Source organism: Sphaerospermopsis sp. FACHB-1194 (genome assembly GCF_014696235.1).
Classification (GTDB): Bacteria; Cyanobacteriota; Cyanobacteriia; order Cyanobacteriales; family Nostocaceae; genus Sphaerospermopsis; species Sphaerospermopsis kisseleviana.
Genome location: NZ_JACJPU010000036.1, coordinates 24,855 through 41,022 on the forward strand (window position 1 = coordinate 24,855; position 16,168 = coordinate 41,022).

Genomic DNA, 16,168 nt, shown 5'->3' on the forward strand with positions numbered 1-16,168 from the left:
TATAAAATAAATACAGCAGTTTCTAGGTAGATGAGGTACATCATTAGGAAGAAATTTGCTGTAATTTAATTTTGGCAAATAAATTGTTTTTGGTAGTAGTAAGCTGTTACACAGCTAAATTGTATAATCCTAATATTCTGAACTCTTGTAGAACAAGCCTCTTGCCTGTTCCACTTATACAAATTCAATGCACAACAGCTTACCAGGAAAAATGTTTACTGAGGACTAACTTTGTCTATCACCTTTATTTTACCCTCATCTCCTACTGTCCAAACATCATAAACACCAACTACATCACCGTTAGCATCAACATCTACATTACCGCTTGCACCTTGGTAGTTGATTTTTTGCCCTTCTTTCAGTAGTTTCAGTCCTTCACAGACATCACTAACTTCTGTTCCTTCACCAGCAGCAACTTCTCGAAGTTTACCAGCAATACCGACACCTGTATTTTCTTTAGCAGCTTGGGCTGATAATACCAACAAAGCTGCTGCATCCCAAGCTTGAGGTGCATATTCTCCTGGTGTTCCGCCTTTTTTCTCTTGCCACAATTTCTTAAAGGCTGCTAATGCTTTACCATCAGAACCAGGAACAGTACCAATAGCCCCAGTTAACAGATATTTGCCATCAGGACCTTTACCTACTTGTTCCGGGAAAGCATCTGATTTTACTCCGTCAGTCAGCATGATCTGTACTCCCTTAGCTACACCTTGCTGGTAAGCAGCTTTGAGGAATAAACTACCTGTTTCGGCATACATGACTGCTAATACCGCATCTGGTTTACCTGCAAAAGCAGCAGCAGCTTCAGTATCAAAGGTTTGGGCTTTGGGATCGTAACGAACTGGTTTATCTTTATTAACTATTGTTCCACCTAATTTTTCAAAAGTTTCTACAAATGCTTTTTCAAAACCTACACCATAGTCGTTGTTGATGACGACGGTAGAAACTCGTTGAAAACCTTTTTTCTTAGCAAGTTGGGCTAAAGCTAATGCTTGGTAAGTATCTGGGGGAGCAGTCCGCGCCCAAAATCCTTGAAAATCGCCTTTTTGCGCTTTTTCGGTAAATACGGGACTGGTGCTACCAGGGGAAATTAACATGACTTTGTTAGGGGTAGCAACGGAAATGGCAGCGGTAGAAACACTACTAGCAAATGAACCCACGACACCAGCAACTTTATCTACTGTTGCTAGTTTGGTCATACCTGCTGCACCAGCTTTAGGATCTGTTTGATCGTCTACTTCTATTAATGTGACTGGTTCTCCGTTGACTCCTCCACAAGCGTTGACGGTTTCTACCAGTAGGGGAACTGAACCAACCATTTGTTGACCGATGGAAGCTAAGTCACCTGTTGTTGGTAATAAACTACCAATTTTCAAACCTTTAGCACTGCTGGTTGTTGTGGTAGTGCTGGCTTCTGGGGTAGTTGTAGTTCCGTTTGTGCCTGTATTATTTGTTGTAGTGGTATTTTCACAAGCAGCCATGAACAAACTACTGGCTATAGTTACTAAACTCAAGGCTAGGGAAACACTCAATTTTGGCATATCTTCCTTTCACTCCTCTATGTTGAGGAGCTTGAAAATCAATTATTAAACTAACTGATTAGTTTAGCTGGTTAATGGCTCAAACTCCACAAGCTAAATATTAACATTAAGTTTTGGAAATCTAGGAATGAGTATTTATTATCAAGGAATTGCCTTGAATTCTTTTCCGCAACTAGAGTTTTTATAATTTGTAAACGGAGAGGGAGGGATTCGAACCCTCGGATGGACCTTACGATTCCATCAACAGATTAGCAATCTGCCGCTTTCGACCACTCAGCCACCTCTCCAGAGGTAACACTATACTATATTAGCAGTGGTTTTTTGGTTCGTCAAGAGATATTTTGTGATTTGTCAGGGAACAGGGGACTGGTGACTGGTGACTGGGGACTGGGGAAGAAAATTTTAGATTTTAGATTTTAGATTTTAGATTGGAGATCACAAAAACAATCCAAAATCCAAAATCCAAAATAAAAAACTCCTGCCTTCTGCCTCCTGCCCCCTGCCTCCTTCTATAGCACTTGCGATCGCATCCAAGCAACTGGTAAGGTGCGTAATTTTTGCCACTGGGGAACATAAGCACGTTGACTGAAAACTTCATAATCATTGCGCTCAATTACATCTAAAATCTGTCCATAGAGCATAGATGCTGCCCACACTGGCCAACGGGCATCCGGGTCAAGATAAGTAATTCCCTTATCGGCTTTAGTATAAAATTCCCTAGCTCGTTCAATTTGAAACCGCATTAGGGAACGCCAACGTTCATCTAATACACCTTGGAAAAGTTCTTCTTCGCTATAGTTGAATTTAGCCAAGTCTTCTAGGGGAAGATAAATTCTACCCCGACGTGCATCTTCGCCCACATCACGAAGAATGTTAGTTAGTTGGTTGGCGATACCCAGGGCGATCGCTTCATCTATGGGTAAATAGGGTTTTTGATTTCGATGCCAAGGGGCGGTATAGATGCTGGTATCTACACCCATAATCGTGGTTGACATCAAGCCCACAGTGCCAGCAACGCGGTAGCAATAGAGATACAAATCCTCAAAGGTTTCATAGCGACTGCGGTATAAATCCATGCGCTGACCCGCAATCATATCCCGAAAGGGTTGAATATCCAAAGGGAAATGTTGCAGGGTATCTACTAAAGCGACATCGTAATTATCTAATGGGTGTCCAGCAAAAATTGAGTCCAGCTGCTTTTCCCATAGTTCTAAAGTTTCTGGGGTGGTTCTAGCAGCAGCAGGACCATCGACTAATTCATCTGTACGGCGACACCAAGCGTATATTGCCCAAACAGATTGACGCTTTGCCGGACTCATCAGCAATGTACCCAGGTAAAAGGTTTTGGCGTACTTGGCTGTGAGTTCTTGGCAAAGTTTGTAGGACTCGTCTACAGAGACCAGCGTTTTCATGCGCGGGGGTGAATCAGGCAGTTGCAGCATTCGTTGCGGGCGGTCGAGTTAGCGTTTGCAGGTTGGAAGTATTGGCTACCGATGGCGCTTGAGAGATCGCCTGTGCTGTTAGCTTACCAGAAAGCACTGCACCTTCCATACTGCCTAAATAGCGTTGCATGGTATAACTTCCGCTTAAAAAGAAGTTGGCTATAGGGGTTTTTTGGTCTGGGCGGTACTGTTGACGACCAGGGGTAGCTGTGTAAACTGAACGGGGCGTTTTGACGACATGAGACTTCAGCAGTTTTGCTGGGTTGTCTCCTGTAAAGTGGTCAGGGAAGAGTTTTTCCAACTCGGCCATAGTAGCGGAGATGATTTCCTCGTCAGATTTGCTAATCCAGTCTTTGGCAGGTGCGAGAACTAATTCCAGCATTGACCGATCCGGGTTAGCATATTCCCGACAGGTGTTACTCATATCAGCATAAACGCTGAGGAGGGGCGATCGCGAAAATAATAGATGATCAATATCTGTTAATTTCCGATCAAACCACAAATGCAGGTTAATTACTGGTACACCTTCTAAACCGTCTAATTTCTGGAAAAATTCCATTTTTTTCCAAGGTTCTGGCAACATCACTTTTAATGGGTCAACCGACATGGCTGAAACGTAAAAGTCTGCTGTTACTATTTCATCTGGTTTTCCATCTAAACCCCGCAGCAAGAAACCTTTAACTGTACCATCGGAGTTCAGCAAAATCTCTTTTAGGGGCGCATTGAGTCTGACTTCTCCACCCCGTTTGGTAATGTAATCTACGATGGGTTGGCAAAGTCTTTCTGTGGGTGAACCATCCAAAAAGGCAATTTTTGATCCGTACCGTTCTTGTAAAAACCGATTGAGGGCGGTTAATAAAATTGTAGAGGAAACTTCTTCAGGGTTGATAAAAGTTAAGGCTTTGGAAGCAGCAATAAATACATCACTAGCGACTCTTTCACCTATACCTTGTCTTTTTAACCATTCAGCGAAGCTGTATTTGTCCATGTCCTCTACATACTGTTGACCCCGCACGATGGCAGGAAACAAACCAATGGCAAAACGGATCTTTTGTTCCCAGGTCAACATATCATTGTTCCGCATAATGGAAGCAATGATGTTAAATGGTGAGGGAATGTCAGGAACATCAAAACGGGAGAGAGTTCCTGGTTTATCTGGTTGGTTAAAAATCAGGGTATGCTGTTTCCACTGGAGTCGGTCTTCAATACCTAACTCTTTGAGTAGTTGTAACATATTGGGATATGCCCCAAAGAAGGCGTGTAAACCGGTTTCGTACCAGTCACCATCAGAGTCTTTCCACGCTGCTACTAAACCACCGAGTACATCCCTCCGTTCTAAAACAATGGGAGTGTAACCCTCATCTACTAGATATTTAGCGCAGGAAAGTCCTGCTAAACCAGCGCCGGCAATAGCTACTCGCATTTAAACCTACTGTTTTCAATATTTCTTAATAGTTTTGTCGTTTTCATTATACTTTGCATTCTGTTACATTTGGCATGGCTTTGGGAAATTGGTGACTGGTGACTGGTGACTGGTGACTGGTGACTGGTGACTGGTGACTGGTGACTGGTGACTGGTGATTGGTGACTGGTGATTGGTGACTGGTGACTGGTGACTGGTGACTGGTGACTGGTGATTGGTGACTGGTGACTGGTGACTGGTGACTGGTGACTGGGGAAACAGGAAATATTTACTTTCTCCTGCCTTCTGCCTTCTGCCTTCTGCCTCCTGCCTCCTGCCTTCTGCCTTCTGCCTTCTGCCTCCTGCCTCCTGCCTTCTGCCTCCTGCCTCGTGCCTTCTGCCTTCTGCCTTCTGCCTCCTGCCTCCTGCCTTCTGCCTCCTGCCTTCTGCCTTCTGCCTCCTGCCTTCTGCCTTCTGCCTCGTGCCTTCTGCCTTCTGCCTTCTGCCTCCTGCCTCCTGCCTCCTGCCTCCTGCCTTCTGCCTCGTGCCTTCTGCCTTCTGCCTTCTGCCTCCTGCCTCCTGCCTCCTGCCTCCTGAATATGAAAGATTTACAAAAATTTGGTAATCATTTAATTCTTGGTGTTTCTGGTACAACTCTTAGTGATGATGATAAGCGGGCATTGAGTGAGTTAAAACCCGTGGGGGTGATTTTTTTCGCTAAAAACTTTCTTGATGGTGTTCCTTATCCAGTTTGGTTAGAGAAGTTTAAAGATTTACTTAAACAAATTAAAGAATATACTGAACGGAAAACTCTATTTACCAGCCTCGATCATGAGGGTGGAAGGGTTGTCAGAACTCCATTTCCTATTACTCGTTTTCCTTGTGCTTATTTGGTGAAGTCCCAAGCTTATCAAGTAGCCAAAGCTACATCTATAGAATTAAAATCACTGGGAATTAATCTTTCTTTTTCCCCTGTCGCTGATATTTTTTCCAACCCCCAAAACCCCATTATTGGTTCTCGCGCTTTTGGTATCACTCCCAAAACTGCTAGTCAGAGTGCGCGGGAATATTATCAAGGACTCAGGGAAGAGGGTATACTTGGTTGTGCTAAACACTTTCCTGGACACGGAGACACTAGCACAGATTCTCATTTAGAGTTACCAATATTAAATTTAAGTTTAGAAGATTTACGAAACAGAGAGTTAATCCCTTTTCAAGCATTAATTCAGGAACAAATACCGCTAATTATGACAGCACATATTTTGTTCCCGCAAATTGATCCAGAAGTTCCAGCGACATTATCTAAAACTATTTTAAATCACATTTTACGCCAAGAATTAAATTTTAAGGGCGTGATTGTTTCTGATGATTTAGATATGAAAGCTGTTGCGGATATGTTCATGCGTCCGGGAACAGTAGCACGGGCTTTTAATGCTGGATGTGATTTATTTATAGTATCACGAAATATCAATTCTTCCTCTCTAGAAAGAACCTATAAAATAGCCGAAGATTTTACTCATTGTTTGAGTAATGGTAGTTTAAATGAAGAAATAGTAGAAGCTGCTAGGGCAAGAGTCGAAAATTTATTAGAAATTACACCTCAATATCCAGTTTATCAACTGGAGAAAGAGGTTTTATTCAATCATGCAGAGTTAGCTATTACTTGCTGTTTTGAGTAAACATCTGGTTATATAGCGTTTCCCAGTCTCATGAGGTACACCCTAATTTATTTACTGTTCCCAATTCCCAATTCCCAATTCCCAATTCCCTAAGATAAAAAACTCTGTACCTCACTAACTTGGTAAATGCTATAAAGTAGAGACGTTCCATGGAACGTCTCTACAACTTCTCAAAGAAGTCGGGTATCTGGTTATTCATGAATTGGATTAAAAGCGGGATTTATTTTTAGTAGTTGAATCTTAGTGGAAGAAGCCTATAAATAAATCAATTTTGCTAGTCTTCCCAGCCTTGGTATTGGGCTAACAACGCTTCCTTATCTGTGATGCTACCAACTTCTGGGGGACTCAAGTAAGCAATACCCAATGCTTTGAGATATCTGCTGTAATTGAACTTACTTTTATCCTCTTTACCACCTTGTTCACCTTGTTCACCTTGACCACCGTTAATATTAGCAGCAAGTTCAGGAGTGAGTTCAGCAAATAATTCATTTTTGATGTTTAACATCAGTTTTTCTCCAAAATTCACCTGGGAAATAACGTTAGTTGAAAAATGATTTTTGTTATTCAACTAATCGCTTGATTTCTATAGTAAGTTTCATAATTTTTAATTACCTCCGAATTAGATAATTTAATTTAGGTACTAATTTTAATATTGTCCAACTGCTGCGAGTTATTGAGATTAATATAAAAATTCTCTGACATATATAACGTAAAGTTTACGTTTTCAGCAAATGAGTTTTGGCTGATTTGTCAATAAGCGAGTTATTGAGAAATCAGTTAAAAATATTAGCTGTTAAATGCTGTAACTATTGTGTGGTAATGCTTCCAATATTTGCACTTAGTAATATCAATTTTTCTATCTCAGTAATATTTGGATGCAAGCTGGTTATGGATTAAGCTTTAGATGAGAAAATGCAACATTTATTAATATAAGAAGATATTTTAAAAGTCCTCATGGTGTATCACATATTTTTAGATCCCCTTTTCAAGGGGGTTGGGAGGATCAAAACCTGATTTGTAAACAAACATATAAAAGTATTTACAACCAAGCAGCATACATAGTAAGACCAGTATCACCCACACACGACTAACTGGTAACACTACTGGTAATGCTACCAAAGGATAAATTTGTGTTTGAAAAAAGAACCTTAAATTTAGCTATATCATTAGACATTTCCACAATAGAATGTATTAGACTTCTCCGAAAAAGATGTAGCGACAATTCATGAATTGTCCCTACGAATGGGTTTCAGGTTATGCTTATGTAATTTTCGGAGATATCTATTAATTTGTCATAATTTGTAGGGGCGAAGCTTATGGGCGATAATTTAACGGAAAAATCAGACATCTAGATATCCCATAAGCTTCGCCCTGCCCCCATAAATAGGTTCCATAATTTCCTTTCTGGAGATGTCTATTCTGTTTTGTCGGTGATGTGGGTTATGATCCCGATGATATGTACAATCTTGACACTCTGCGGTCTAAAGACACGCAGATTCTTTAAGACTTGCTCAAAAGGGATAGTCAATTATCCCCCTACGCGCTCAAAACAACTACCAGTACGACAGGTATTGCAATTGCGTTTACTTTTATGTTTCTTTGCTTTCCGAGTCCATCAAATTTTGGCGGTATTACACTCCATATTTGCCTTTGCTTGTTTACCCAGGCTGCGGTCAAATGCCGAGACGAGATAAATCAGGGGTTTCTCCTGATCAAAATACTTCTTCGTGTAGATGGTTGTTCCTACTCGCAGTCCAATCATATCATATTCGCGGCGAATAAATTCGCCGTTGGCACTTCCTCCACTGTAAGATAGCCAAGTGGCTTCCGTGCCTTTCGGCGATTTTCTTGTGAATATAGATTTGAAGATGGTAAAAAAATCTATGGTTTTTACTTTAACCCATGATCATAATTAATTCTATACTTTTCGGTTAAGGTTTTGTACGCTATGCCCAAACGCCTCTTAGTGGTTGAATCACCCGGTAAAGTCAAAAAACTGAGTCAAATTCTCGGTACAGATTGGATAGTTCGTGCTAGTTGTGGACATATCCGCGAACTCAGTAACGAGGGTGAAGATTCGCTAGGATTTACAATAGAAGGTAACAGTGTCCGCTGCCATTATATCCCCCGTGACCAACGGGCTAAAGAAACCATTCAACAACTTAAAACTGCTGTTAAACAAGTTGATGAAGTCATTTTAGCAACGGACCCAGATAGAGAAGGAGAAACCATTGCTTGGCATCTCAAAGAAACCCTGGGATTAAGAGAACCCAAGCGAGTAGTTTATACTGAGATTACACCATCGGCGGTTAAAAGTGCGATCGCTCATCCTAGAAAACTTGATTCTAACTTAATCGGTGCGGGATTATGTCGAGATTGTCTCGATAAGCTAGTAGGATACAAAGGTAGTCCTCTAGTTTGGGCATTAAATAATGGTGCAAAAAGCGTCGGTAGAGTACAAAGCGCGACATTACACCTCATTTGTCAGCGCGAAAGAGAAATACAAGTATTTGTCCCCCAAGATTATTGGAGTGTGTGGGTAGATTATCAAGAAGGATTTCGCGTTTTTTACAAAGGTACAGCTAACAATCCCACAGAAACACCAAAAACGGAAACGGAAACCCACGATGATGCAGCTAGTAATAACCCAGACAAACCAGAATCTAAGCGGGTTTTATCAGAAGCAGAAGCAGATAGATTAGTTGCAGAAGCCAAACAACATCCCCATCAAGTCATCCAAGTTGAAGGTAAACTCACCTATCGTCAACCCCCTCCACCTTTTACTACTTCCACCCTACAACAAGCAGCCGGATCTAAACTGAAATTTGCCCCGGAAAAAACTATGCAGGTGGCACAGAAGCTATATGAGGCGGGTTTAATTACCTATATGCGAACAGATTCAGTGATGTTAAGTCCTGAATTTTGTGCCAGTGCGCGTAAATGGTTAGAAGATCATGATCCGCAAAACGTACCACAACAAGTAACAAAACATCGTAGTAGCAAAACAGCACAAGAAGCACACGAAGCAATTCGTCCTACAGATGTATTTCGTCCGTCGGTACAGTTACGAGCAGAATTACCTGAAGATGAGTTTAACTTGTATGTGATGATTTGGAAAAGAGCAGTTGCCTCCCAATGTCGTCCTGCACAGGTGAGAAAAACTCTAATAATTACTCAATCAGGTAATATTTTATGGCAAGCTAGGGGACAAGTTGTAGAATTTTATGGTTATGCGAAATATTGGCCTAATTTGGGTAAAGATGCCGTTTTACCAATTGTACAACAGGGGCAAAAATTAACTTTAGAAAATGCCGGATATGAAAAGAAACAAACCCAACCACCACCAAGATATAGTGAACCAAAACTGGTACAATTAATGGAAAGAAAAGGTATTGGTCGTCCTAGTACCTACGCGCCTACAGTGGCTACATTAAAGAAACGTAATTATATTGAATTAATAAAAGATCATCTTCATCCTACAAGTTTAGGGTTAGAAGTTGATGAGTTTTTACAAAAGGCATTACCGGATTTATTAGAAGCAGAATTTACCGCCAAGATGGAAGCCGAATTAGATAAAATTGCTGAAGGTAAAAATTCCTGGCAATCTTATTTAACTACTTGGAATGAAAGTTATTTTGTCCCTGCGCTGTCTAAAGCTAAAACTGTGGTTATTAATTCAGGAAATACTGATAATAATCATGGTAAAGTTGAGCGTAAATATGAAAGTTCAAAAACCAAATGTCCTGAATGTAGTAACTTTTTAGCGAAAATTCCTAGTAGTAAGGTGAAGAAGAAATACTTTCTTAAATGTGTGAGTGGGTGTGAAAATATTGTTTTGTTTTGGAGTGATTTTCATAAACGTTGGGAAGCACCGAAAACTAAAACATCAGCAGATGAAAAGACTAATAAATCGGAAACTAAACTCACATCTTATCCTTGTCCGGTATGTAAGAAACCGTTGGAGGAGTATAGTTATATTAAAGATGGGGAGAATAAAACTATGTTACGGTGTTCTGGTCAAGATTCTTGGAAGGATAAAAAACATAAGGATGCGGCTTATTTTCATACTGCAAAAGGGTGGTGGAGTCCTAAGTTTGGGAATTTGATAATATAAAAATAAATTTATCACATATATATGTTTTAAAATACTGATTTGGCATGAAAGCAGTGGGTGATCTGAGATTCGAACTCAGAACCAGCGGATTAAGAGTCCGATGCTCTGCCGTTGAGCTAATCACCCATCAATAAAAACTATAATAGCAGACTTTTGAGGCTGGTGCTAGTGGGGCAGTTGAAAAACTGGATGCAGGGGAAATTTAACGGTGAAGGTGATTTGCTGATCTGCATTTTCAACATTAATAATACCGCTTAACCATAAATGATCAGTTTTTTCCAAAGGCTATTCTCCGAATGCTTCGCCCTTACATTAGTCATTAGTTATTAGTCATGAGTTAATTCTACCCAATCACCAATCACCTAAACAACCTGTAAGCACTGATTCCTGTAAGGATACCGACTACCAACCAGGTGATAGCTAAACCGACAACTTCACCTAAAAATAACTGTGTCCAATGACGTAAAAATATACCTATAACCGAACCAATACTGAGAGCTACTGCCCAACTTGCACAATTGAGGAACATCCAACACCATCCCCAAGGGAGTGATGAGGGAATAGCTAACCACCATTGTGCCAGTCCAATTACCATACCACCAATACCCCCGGAAATAATTCCAAAGAAGATGCGGAAATAAAACAACTCTGTTGACAGTACAAACCAACCCACAGCACCAACACCGATAGTAGTGATGAGTACCCAACCTAAGACTGTGGAGATCATCCAGCTTAAAGGTAAAATTTTTTGTCTGAGGAGATAAGATTGGGGAAGGGCGATCGCAAATCCACCAATAGCAACATCTAACACTCTGACATCAGACTTTTCACCAATTTCAATCAAAAATAAACTGAAGATAAAACTACCTAAAGTAGTCAAACTCCACACCAAAGTAAAAGTATACAATTTACTGAATTTATTTTTGATAGCGGCTAATTCCATTTTATTTTTGGGAAATTATACTTTATTTAACACAACTGACGCAAAACAGAATAAAAGTAGGGGTAATTCATGATTACCCCTAAGCAAGAATGGGGTTTTTAGTCTAATCTTACGTAAGTTCTATTTAAATTTAAAGGTTTAACAGCCTTATTGGCAAACATCTCTAAAAAAGCCTTACGTCGTTTTTGGGGTGATTCAGGAGAGATGTAACCCCACAAACTTTCCCAATAGAAGAAAGAAAAGCCAAAAAATTTATGATCTCGCACAATTTGTACCTGTTCTTTAATACTTTCAATATCTACAGGACTAGGTAAAGTTCCTGTAGAAATGCCAATGCTCACAGGAATCTTCTTCATTGCTAATTTTACCGCAGGTTTTTCAATTTCGGCAATAAAAGATTTTTTATCATCTCGATATACCTGCAAAATCAATTCATCTACCCAACCTTTATTTACCCAATTTTCCCAATCTTGTAAATAATATTTATAGGCAAAATACTGAGAATTAGGAGAAAGGGATATTTTCGCTTGGGGCTTAATTTTTTTGACTGCTTGATTGATTCTGCCCATAAAATTAGTAATTTTATCTGCTCGCCACTGCATCCATTTTGCATCATAAGGATCAGTTGGTGGAGTCTTTCCTAAATGTTCTTTTTGGTAAAGTTTAACTGTAAATGAATCATAACCAAATTCTACAGGCATTCCAAAGTGATCATCAACTTGAATACCATCAACATCGTAATTTTTCACAACTTCTAAAATTAAACCCAATATAAATTCTTGCACTTGGGGATGGAGAGGATTTAACCATACCTGCCGATTAAAAACACCATTCTGGTTAATTTCTTCTGGGAGATTTTCGTGAACAGAATTTATGCCTTTTTGCCCACTGGTTAACCATTCTGGATGTGCTTTTGCTAAAGCAGAATTAGGGGGAGTCATAAACCCATATTCAAACCAAGGAATCACGCTTAAATTTTTATTTTTTGCCAACCTGACTAACTTCTCTAAAACATCATTTCCACTATTGATGAAATTCAACAAAGGTTCGGTTTTTTCACCAATTATACTTTCAGCAACCTTACTTTTATAGAAAGTGTAACCTCTATTCCAAACCACTGGATAAATAGTATTAAAATTCAGTGCTGCTAATTGGTTTATTGCCCTTTCAACACCCCAAGGTACAAAAAGCACACCACTAGCAACATTAGTCAACCAAACACCGCGAACTTCTGTAGTTAAAAAACTTGTTTTTTGAGAAACAATCGAAGTTGAGGAAATCGGAAATATGGTTAAACTGAATATAAAACCCAAACAAATTAAGAAGGAAAAACAACGATATATTACCCTATTCATCTGCTAAATAAACTTAGGTTACTCATATACAGCAGGAGTCAGGAGTCAGGAGTAAAACTGGTTTTGTGTATAGGTTTTAACTTATATTCTGTACCGTATGGCTAACGCCACGCTATCGGCTGACGCTCACGGCGAAGCCTGATTGATTTGCAATCTGCTGTATATAACTATATATAACTACAAAATCAAATGATATTGCTCAGGATTATGTAATGATATGATAATATTTTGGTTCAGCTTCTGTTTTCTCTGGATTTTCGTATTTTTTAAATCCATCTTCCATACCAAAGAATAAAAGTAAGCTGATATGCAGCTAAACTGTATAATTAAAAAACCTGAAGTTACAGTAGCACAAGCATCTTGCTTGTATTAATTATTCAAGTTAAAGGCATAACAGCTTATCAGCACAAAAGACCAGGATAAAATGTCGCATGAGGCTGGTTTTATCTCAGACTTGTTATTCTTTCAATCCTAATAAACTCAATACCATTTCTGTATGAAGATGCAATAATCAGACTTTTGTCAAATTATAAATTGTAGGGGCAATTCATGAATTGCCCCTACAATTTATAGCGCAACCTCACATAGAATTGGTATAAAAAACCCTTTGCTTCTCAATAAGCTGTTACACCGCTAAATTGTATAATCCTAATATTCTGAACTCTTGTGGAACAAGCCTCTTGCCTGTTCCACTTATACAAATTAAATGCACAACAGCTTAGAACTCATTTGGGATCTATGCAGAAGTGTTGAATGTTAAGATTTTGAGGATATTGTCTAAATTGTGCATTGGTATTGGTGATACCAAATTTGAGCAATTAATGACTCTATTCTCAATAGACAATGGATTTTACCTGGGTAAAATGCAAAGATTGTAAAGTTTTATTGCAGGATTCAACACTTGTGGGTTGATTAGTGAAATTGATTATTTAGTGAAGTTTAGACAATAAAATCTTATCTTTATTGCTGCCTGACTCCCCACTCAATTCTCCTCAAGGTTTTTTCAACTTTTTCAGCAAACCCTACTTGACTAAGTATTGCAAAAATTATCCAATCTAATCTCCTTCCAAATCTCAGAAACCTGCCACCCTGTGTTACCAACAGAATGAACTATGGGATTATCCCGCACAGGAATATAATCAGGAACTTGATTTTCTATATCTATTACTCTTCTCTCCTCAACTAACGGTTCTGGTTCATTAGTAATCTCAGTTAGAATATTTTCCTCTTCTAACTCCATACTCTTGATTTTATCGAGAAGTAACTTTTCAGATTTTTTAATTAGTTTCATATTTGATCCATTGAAATGAAAGTTTTGAAAACTTCATACAGCAGTTTGAGAATCCTATCATTGATTTTCAGACAGACTAGGATAGTCTTTCAATAAAGTTTTGAAAGATCCGCAACAAGCTTTGATGAAGTTGAATTGCAGAAAATTACCTTGGGAAAACTATGATACAACAAATTAATGATCAATAGGTGTATTTTGCTAAAAAAATTTCTTATATATTTAGGACTTACGCATTGACAGGATCAACCAAATATGAGGTACGGATTTCAGGCTTTTTAACGTGATTTTTTAATGATTTTTGAGTGATCGCTATTGATCGGAAGTTAATCGACAAAAGCCTGAAACGACGGATTTTCGTTCATGCACATCATGGTGAATTTGTACAGTGCGTAAGTCCTAATATTTTAGATATCTCCGAAAATTACATAAGCATAACCTGAAACCCATTCGTAGGGACAATTCATGAATTGTCCCTACATCTTTTTCGGAGAAGTCTATTGTATTCATGTTGCTATAATAAGCTGCTTGACAAATACAAGCGAGTGCTATTGTGTTATGTTTCTCATTAGGAAATGATATCCCCTACTGTAAATGTTTTCCCTGTGACTGTTACGGTGTCATCTTCTAATAATTTACGCCCCCGTCGAGTTTCCACCTCACCATTAACTTTCACCTCACCATTAACAATCATGATTTTAGCTTGACCTCCAGTAGAGGCTATACCTACAAACTTTAAAAACTGATCGAGTTTAATCATTGTATTTAAGGAGTCAGGAATCAGGATAAATATTACTAATAGACATCTCCGGTAATGAAATGTGCATAACCTGAAACCCTTGTAGAGACGTTCTATAGTCTCTACATTGATTGTCGGACAGGTCTAATGACTAATGTATCATCAAATTAAAACCTTTCTACATTAGCAAACTTTTGAGGTGATGCTTTTGCAGCTTCTCCACAGGTGCGGGGTGTAGGAAACATTTTACCAGGATTAGCCAAACCTTGAGGATTAAAAACTTGCCTTACCCATTGCATAGTTTCTAAATCTGTATCACTAAACATATCTGGCATATAACATTTTTTATCAGCACCAATGCCATGTTCACCAGAAATACTACCACCAACTTTAACACATAATTTGAGAATTTCTCCCCCCACTTCTTCCACTTTTTCCAATTCCCCAGGAATAGAATTATCAAACAAAATCAAAGGATGTAAATTACCATCACCCGCATGAAAAACATTGGCAATTCTATAACCATGTTTTTTACTTAAAGCCTCAATTTCATTCAAAACATAAGGTAATTGTGTCCGAGGAATTACCCCATCCTGTACATAATAATCTGGGCTAATATGACCTGCTGCTGCAAAAGCTGCTTTTCTGCCTTTCCACAATTTTAACCTCGTTTCTGGGTCAGATGCAGAAGTGATATTTCTCGCTCCATTTTGTAAACAAATATCAGCCACTCTTTTTTTATTCTCAGCAACTTCTACTTCTAAACCATCAATTTCTACTAATAAAATTGCTGTCGCATCACGGGGATAACAATTAGTAGCAACAACATCTTCCACAGCGTTAATACTAATATTATCCATCATTTCCATACCACCAGGAATAATCCCCGCACTGATAATATCAGAAACACTTGCAGCCGCAGCTTCCACACTGGTAAAATCTGCTAATAAAACACAAATTGATTCGGCACTTTTGAGGATTTTTAAAGTTATTTCTGTGGCAATTCCTAAAGTTCCTTCTGAACCTACAAAAACACCTGTTAAATCATAACCTGGCATTTCAGGAATTTGTCCACCGACATCAACAATTGAACCATCAGGAAGGACGATTTTTAAACCTAAAACATGATTAGTTGTGACACCATACTTTAAACAATGTACACCCCCCGAATTTTCCGCAATATTACCACCAATTGAGCAGATAATTTGACTAGAAGGGTCTGGTGCAAAATAAAAACCAGCACCACTAACAGCTTGTGTCACCCAACTATTAATAATTCCTGGTTGCACAACTACACGCTGATTTTCTAAATCAATTTTGAGAATTTGCCGCATTAAAGAAGTGACAATTAAAACCGAATCTTCAACGGGTAAAGCACCACCTGATAAACCTGTTCCCGAACCTCTAGCGATGAAAGGAACAGAATATTGATTGCATATTTTGACAATTTCTGCTACTTGTTCAGTAGTGCGGGGTAAAACTGCTACTGCGGGACGTTGACGATAGCTGGTTAAACCATCACATTCGTAGGTTAATAGTTCTTCTTTGCGTTGCACTACTCCTTTTTCTCCCAGTACAGCAATGAATTTTTTGATGATGGGTTTCCAGTTGATTTGTTGTTGATTTTGGGATTTTTCTTGGGTTTGCATCATGGTTTTTTTATGG

At 38.9% G+C, this 16,168-nt stretch carries 12 protein-coding genes and 2 tRNA genes; 2 read left to right on the plus strand and 12 right to left on the minus strand.

Translation table 11 applies throughout. From position 1 onward, the window contains the following. Positions 1-215 precede the first annotated feature (215 nt). From H6F45_RS18700 to H6F45_RS26660, 5 genes are all read right to left on the minus strand, one after another. On the minus strand, positions 216-1,541 hold the full coding sequence (locus H6F45_RS18700; RefSeq protein WP_096572424.1) for an ABC transporter substrate-binding protein: 1,326 nt from the start codon (positions 1,539-1,541) through the stop codon (positions 216-218). A gap of 195 nt (positions 1,542-1,736) precedes the next feature. Beyond that, a tRNA-Ser gene (locus tag H6F45_RS18705) sits at positions 1,737-1,828 on the minus strand. Between the two features lie 222 nt (positions 1,829-2,050). Further along, entirely contained in the window at positions 2,051-2,983 is a 933-nt protein-coding gene (gene crtB / locus H6F45_RS18710) for a 15-cis-phytoene synthase CrtB (RefSeq protein WP_096572425.1), read from the minus strand. Next, positions 2,967-4,406 carry a 15-cis-phytoene desaturase gene (gene pds / locus H6F45_RS18715; protein ID WP_096572426.1) on the minus strand — a complete coding sequence of 480 codons (1,440 nt, stop codon included), beginning with the start codon at positions 4,404-4,406 and terminating at the stop codon, positions 2,967-2,969. The genes crtB and pds overlap by 17 nt, the downstream gene beginning before the upstream one ends. Before the next feature lie 63 nt (positions 4,407-4,469). Continuing rightward, entirely contained in the window at positions 4,470-5,039 is a 570-nt protein-coding gene (locus H6F45_RS26660) for a hypothetical protein (protein WP_242052676.1), read from the minus strand. Here H6F45_RS26660 and nagZ point away from each other — a divergent pair. Next, positions 4,985-6,064 (plus strand): beta-N-acetylhexosaminidase, encoded by a 1,080-nt coding sequence (nagZ, locus tag H6F45_RS18725; protein WP_137669409.1) that lies wholly within the window; start codon positions 4,985-4,987, stop codon positions 6,062-6,064. The genes H6F45_RS26660 and nagZ overlap by 55 nt on opposite strands. Before the next feature lie 274 nt (positions 6,065-6,338). On the opposite strand, the gene H6F45_RS18730 is transcribed toward nagZ, so the two are convergent. Next, complete coding sequence (locus tag H6F45_RS18730; protein ID WP_096572427.1) at positions 6,339-6,569, minus strand: hypothetical protein; 231 nt, start codon at positions 6,567-6,569, stop codon at positions 6,339-6,341. Between the two features lie 1,443 nt (positions 6,570-8,012). On the opposite strand from H6F45_RS18730, the gene topA reads away from it, so the two are divergent. Continuing rightward, on the plus strand, positions 8,013-10,178 hold the full coding sequence (gene topA, locus H6F45_RS18735) for a type I DNA topoisomerase (RefSeq protein WP_190348064.1): 2,166 nt from the start codon (positions 8,013-8,015) through the stop codon (positions 10,176-10,178). A 54-nt stretch (positions 10,179-10,232) separates the two neighbouring features. Here topA and H6F45_RS18740 read toward each other — a convergent pair. The 6 genes from H6F45_RS18740 to glcD all read right to left on the minus strand — a co-directional run bounded on the left by H6F45_RS18740 (position 10,233) and on the right by glcD (position 16,152). Further along, a tRNA-Lys gene (locus tag H6F45_RS18740) sits at positions 10,233-10,304 on the minus strand. Positions 10,305-10,536: 232 nt separating this feature from the next. Next, the gene (locus H6F45_RS18745) at positions 10,537-11,121 is read right to left on the minus strand and encodes a hypothetical protein (RefSeq protein ID WP_096572429.1); all 585 of its coding nucleotides are present in this window, start codon (positions 11,119-11,121) and stop codon (positions 10,537-10,539) included. Between the two features lie 98 nt (positions 11,122-11,219). Next, positions 11,220-12,476, minus strand: a complete 1,257-nt coding sequence (locus H6F45_RS18750) for a glycoside hydrolase family 10 protein (protein WP_190348065.1) — start codon at positions 12,474-12,476, stop codon at positions 11,220-11,222. A 1,030-nt stretch (positions 12,477-13,506) separates the two neighbouring features. Beyond that, a complete protein-coding gene (locus H6F45_RS18755; RefSeq protein WP_096572431.1) occupies positions 13,507-13,767 on the minus strand; it encodes a hypothetical protein in 261 nt (86 codons plus the stop codon). Positions 13,768-14,332: 565 nt separating this feature from the next. Next, a complete protein-coding gene (locus tag H6F45_RS18760; protein ID WP_096572432.1) occupies positions 14,333-14,524 on the minus strand; it encodes an RNA-binding S4 domain-containing protein in 192 nt (63 codons plus the stop codon). 146 nt (positions 14,525-14,670) lie between these two features. Next, positions 14,671-16,152, minus strand: a complete 1,482-nt coding sequence (gene glcD, locus H6F45_RS18765; protein ID WP_137668707.1) for a glycolate oxidase subunit GlcD — start codon at positions 16,150-16,152, stop codon at positions 14,671-14,673. Between the last annotated feature and the right edge of the window lie 16 nt (positions 16,153-16,168).

What these genes read in the sequence shown, in the direction of transcription:
- H6F45_RS18700 (WP_096572424.1), bottom strand. Translation starts at nt 1,541, where the DNA reads ATGCCAAAATTGAGTGTTTCCCTAGCCTTGAGTTTAGTAACTATAGCC.
- crtB (WP_096572425.1), bottom strand. Translation starts at nt 2,983, where the DNA reads ATGCTGCAACTGCCTGATTCACCCCCGCGCATGAAAACGCTGGTCTCT.
- pds (WP_096572426.1), bottom strand. Translation starts at nt 4,406, where the DNA reads ATGCGAGTAGCTATTGCCGGCGCTGGTTTAGCAGGACTTTCCTGCGCT.
- nagZ (WP_137669409.1), top strand. Translation starts at nt 4,985, where the DNA reads ATGAAAGATTTACAAAAATTTGGTAATCATTTAATTCTTGGTGTTTCT.
- H6F45_RS18730 (WP_096572427.1), bottom strand. Translation starts at nt 6,569, where the DNA reads ATGTTAAACATCAAAAATGAATTATTTGCTGAACTCACTCCTGAACTT.
- topA (WP_190348064.1), top strand. Translation starts at nt 8,013, where the DNA reads ATGCCCAAACGCCTCTTAGTGGTTGAATCACCCGGTAAAGTCAAAAAA.
- H6F45_RS18745 (WP_096572429.1), bottom strand. Translation starts at nt 11,121, where the DNA reads ATGGAATTAGCCGCTATCAAAAATAAATTCAGTAAATTGTATACTTTT.
- H6F45_RS18750 (WP_190348065.1), bottom strand. Translation starts at nt 12,476, where the DNA reads ATGAATAGGGTAATATATCGTTGTTTTTCCTTCTTAATTTGTTTGGGT.
- H6F45_RS18755 (WP_096572431.1), bottom strand. Translation starts at nt 13,767, where the DNA reads ATGAAACTAATTAAAAAATCTGAAAAGTTACTTCTCGATAAAATCAAG.
- H6F45_RS18760 (WP_096572432.1), bottom strand. Translation starts at nt 14,524, where the DNA reads ATGATTAAACTCGATCAGTTTTTAAAGTTTGTAGGTATAGCCTCTACT.
- glcD (WP_137668707.1), bottom strand. Translation starts at nt 16,152, where the DNA reads ATGCAAACCCAAGAAAAATCCCAAAATCAACAACAAATCAACTGGAAA.